Origin of the sequence: Duganella callida, from assembly GCF_004614165.1 — a bacterium.
GTDB classification, from domain to species: domain Bacteria; phylum Pseudomonadota; class Gammaproteobacteria; order Burkholderiales; family Burkholderiaceae_D; genus Rugamonas; species Rugamonas callida.
The window spans coordinates 1-2,874 of the sequence record NZ_SPVG01000016.1 but is presented as its reverse complement, the minus strand read 5'-3'; the positions used below and the strand labels follow the sequence as shown (position 1 = coordinate 2,874).

The 2,874-nt window shown below is 64.2% G+C and carries 3 protein-coding genes and 1 pseudogene; all 4 read left to right on the top strand.

The features are described from left to right. Nucleotides 1-693: flagellar M-ring protein FliF C-terminal domain-containing protein (locus E4L98_RS01500; protein WP_307722069.1), on the top strand; the 693-nt coding region annotated here is incomplete at its 5' end. Beyond that, the gene (gene fliG / locus E4L98_RS01495) at nt 686-1,684 is read left to right on the top strand and encodes a flagellar motor switch protein FliG (RefSeq protein WP_135199797.1); all 999 of its coding nucleotides are present in this window, start codon (nt 686-688) and stop codon (nt 1,682-1,684) included. The genes E4L98_RS01500 and fliG, both read left to right, overlap by 8 nt. Beyond that, nucleotides 1,684-2,451: a flagellar assembly protein FliH gene (locus tag E4L98_RS01490; protein ID WP_135199796.1), complete on the top strand. Its 768-nt coding sequence runs from the start codon at nt 1,684-1,686 to the stop codon at nt 2,449-2,451. Before fliG ends, E4L98_RS01490 begins: the two co-directional genes overlap by 1 nt. A 4-nt stretch (nt 2,452-2,455) precedes the next feature. Further along, nucleotides 2,456-2,874 (top strand): annotated as a pseudogene (locus E4L98_RS01485) (flagellum-specific ATP synthase FliI); the annotation flags it as partial.

Below are 2,874 nucleotides of genomic sequence, written 5' to 3'. Positions count from 1 at the left end.
GTGGTGCCCGGCACGCCGCCGGGCACCACGCCGGCCGCGGCCGCCAACGCCGGCCCGACCCACAAGGAGTCGACTACCAATTACGAAGTCGATAAGACCGTGCGCTACGAGCAACGCGGCATGGGCGGATTGCGCCGCCTGACGGTGGCGGTGGTGGTGAATTACAAGCGCATCATCGGCAAGGATGGCAAAGTCACGGTCAAGGCTTATACTCCTGAAGAAATGGCCAAGATCAATGATCTGGTCAAGCAGGCGATGGGCTACAACCAGGACCGCGGCGATGCCGTCAGTGTGGCCAACTCGCCATTCGACGGGGTCGACAAGCCGTACGAACCGCCGCCGGAATGGTGGCGCGATCCGGCCAATCTGCCGATGGCCAAGGATCTGTTGAAGTTCCTGATCACCGCCCTCATCTTGCTGTATATCGTGCTGCGCATCGTGCGTCCGATGATGCGCCCGGTCTTCAAGAAGATCGACGAGATCAATACGCCGGAGCCGGAACCGGAAGTGCCCGAGGAGCCGGAACCGGAAGAACCGGACGAGGCGCTCATCGCCGAGGAAGAATTGCGCAAGATGGAAGAAAATACCGCGCGCGGCTACCGCGAAAACCTGGCAATGGCCAAGAAACTCGCGGTGGAAGACCCACGTATCGTTGCCAACGTCATCAAGGAATGGATAGGCGCCAATGACTGAGAATACCGGACTGCAGAAAGCCGCCATCCTGATGCTGGCGATGGGCGAAACCGAGGCCGCCGAGGTGATGAAGTTCCTCGGCCCGCGCGAGGTGCTGAAACTCGGCGCCGCCATGGCCACCATGAAAAACGTGCCGCACGACGAGGTGGTCGGCACGCTCGACAATTTCCGCGACATGGTGGCGGCCGCCTCCACCGTGGGCCTGGATTCCGACGAGTACATCCGCCAGGTGCTGACCAAGGCGCTGGGCGATGACAAGGCCTCGGTGCTGCTGTCGCGTATTCTCGGCGGCAAGGACGCGTCCGGCATCGAATCGCTGAAGTGGATGGATTCGCAATCCGTCGCCGAGCTGATCCGCAACGAACACCCGCAGATCATCGCCACCATCCTGGTCCATCTGGAGCGCGACCAGGCCTGCGAAATCCTCGGCCACTTCACCGACCGCCTGCGCAACGACGTGGTGCTGCGCATCGCCACCCTGGACGGCGTGCAGCCGGCCGCGCTGCGCGAGCTGAACGACGTGCTCACCAAGCTGCTGTCGGGGAACGAAAACATCAAGAAATCGACGCTGGGCGGCGTGCGCGCGGCGGCCGAGATCCTCAACTTCATGTCGGGCGAGCAGGAAAGCTCGGTGATGGACAACATCAAGAATTACGACAACGATATGGCGCAGAAGATCATGGACGAAATGTTCGTGTTCGACAATCTGATCGATATCGACGACCGCGGCATCCAGCTGCTGCTGCGCGAAGTGCAGTCGGAAATGCTGATCATCGCACTCAAAGGCGCCTCGCAGGAGCTGCGCGACAAGATCTTCAAGAACATGTCGGCCCGTGCGTCGGAAATGATGCGCGAGGATCTGGAATCGAAGGGCCCGGTGCGCCTGTCGGAAGTGGAAACCCAGCAAAAACAAATTCTGCAAATCGTGCGCCGCCTGGCCGACGAAGGCCAGATCGTGCTCGGTGGTAAAGGTGAGGATTCCTTCGTCTGATGGCCATGTTACCGAAAGAAGCGCAGCCGGTATTCAAGCGCTGGGAGATGACCTCGTTTGGCGACGAGCGTCCCAGCACGGTGGCGCTGCGCGAGGCCGAGGAACGCGAGCGCGCGGCCGAACAGGCGCGCATCGCCGCCGAACAGCGCGTGCAGCAGGCGCTGGAGGCGCAGCAGGAACAGATGGAAATGGGGCCGCCGCTGCCGCCGCCGATCGCCTATCCTACCGTGGAAGAGCTGGAAGCAATCCGCGAATCGGCGCGCAAGGAAGGCTATGACGAGGGCCATGCCGAAGGCCACGCGGCCGGCCACGCCGACGCCATGGCCGCCGGCCAGGAGGCGCTCAAGGGCGAGCTGGAGCAGGTGCGCCTGATCGCCGACAACTTCAGCAACTCGCTGCAGAACGCCGACCAGCTGATCGCCAACGAAGTGCTGGACCTGGCGCTGCAGCTGGCCAAGGGCATGCTGAAAAACGCGCTGCAGGTCAAGCCCGAGCTGATCCTGCCCATCGTGCGCGAAGCGATCGAATACCTGCCGGTGCTGCAGCAGCCGGCGCTGCTGGTGCTGCATCCGGATGACGCGCCGACCGTGCGCAATGGCCTTGGCGAAGAACTGGAAAAAGGCGGCTGGCGCGTGGTGGAAGACCCCTCGGTCGGCCGCGGCGGCTGCCAGGTCGATACGCCCAGCAACCAGATCGACGCCACCGCCGCCTCGCGCTGGCAGCGTTTGAGCAACGCGCTGGGCAAGGAAGTGGACTGGCTGGACTGAGATCATGGATACCGTCGACCGCAGCGCCGCCCTCACCGACGTCAACACCCACGCCAGCCGCTGGAAAGCCTATCTCAACGATTGCAGCGCGCTGGTCGGCTTTGTCGAGCCGATGCAGGTGTCCGGCCGCGTCACCCGCGTGGCCGGCCTGGTGATGGAAGCGGTCGGGCTGCGTCTGGCGGTCGGCGCCGCCTGCACCGTGCCGCTGCCGAACGGCGGCAAGATCGAGGCCGAAGTGGTCGGCTTCGAAGGTGACAAGCTGTTCCTGATGCCGCAATCCGACGTCGAAGGCGTGGTACCCGGCACGCGCGTGTTCCCGGTCGAGCCCAGCATTCCCAAGCCGGGCAGCGTGGCGCATCCGCGCCGCCGCCCCAGCGACCGCGCGCGCCATCTGCCGGTCGGCCCGGAACTGCTGGGCCGACC

Excerpts from the sequence above, each read along its gene's own strand:
- fliG (WP_135199797.1), top strand. The coding sequence starts at position 686 with ATGACTGAGAATACCGGACTGCAGAAAGCCGCCATCCTGATGCTGGCG.
- E4L98_RS01490 (WP_135199796.1), top strand. The coding sequence starts at position 1,684 with ATGGCCATGTTACCGAAAGAAGCGCAGCCGGTATTCAAGCGCTGGGAG.